We start from the raw sequence: 250 nt of genomic DNA, 5'->3' as shown, positions 1-250 counted from the left end.
GGCACCACCTGGTGGCAGGTGTGGGTGAAGCGGTCGAGCTGTGCCTTGACCGCCTCGATCACCCTGGGATGGCGATGCCCGGTGTTGACGACGGCGATGCCCGACGAGAAATCGATATAGCGACGCCCCTCGACATCCCAGATTTCCGAATTTTCAGCCCGGTCGGCATAAATCTGCGTGGTCATGCCGACGCCGCGGGAAATCGATTGGTTCTTGCGTTCGGAAATGGCTGAATTCTTCATCGTATCCC

At 58.8% G+C, this 250-nt stretch carries 1 protein-coding gene; it reads right to left on the bottom strand.

The features are described 5' to 3' along the window. On the bottom strand, positions 1-242 hold a 242-nt coding region (locus AC0L3S_RS39580; protein ID WP_473285406.1), incomplete at its 3' end, for an aminotransferase class III-fold pyridoxal phosphate-dependent enzyme. Positions 243-250: the final 8 nt, after the last annotated feature.

The organism is Bradyrhizobium sp. Ken01 (assembly GCF_055807355.1).
This window is presented reverse-complemented; position numbering and strand designations above follow the sequence as displayed.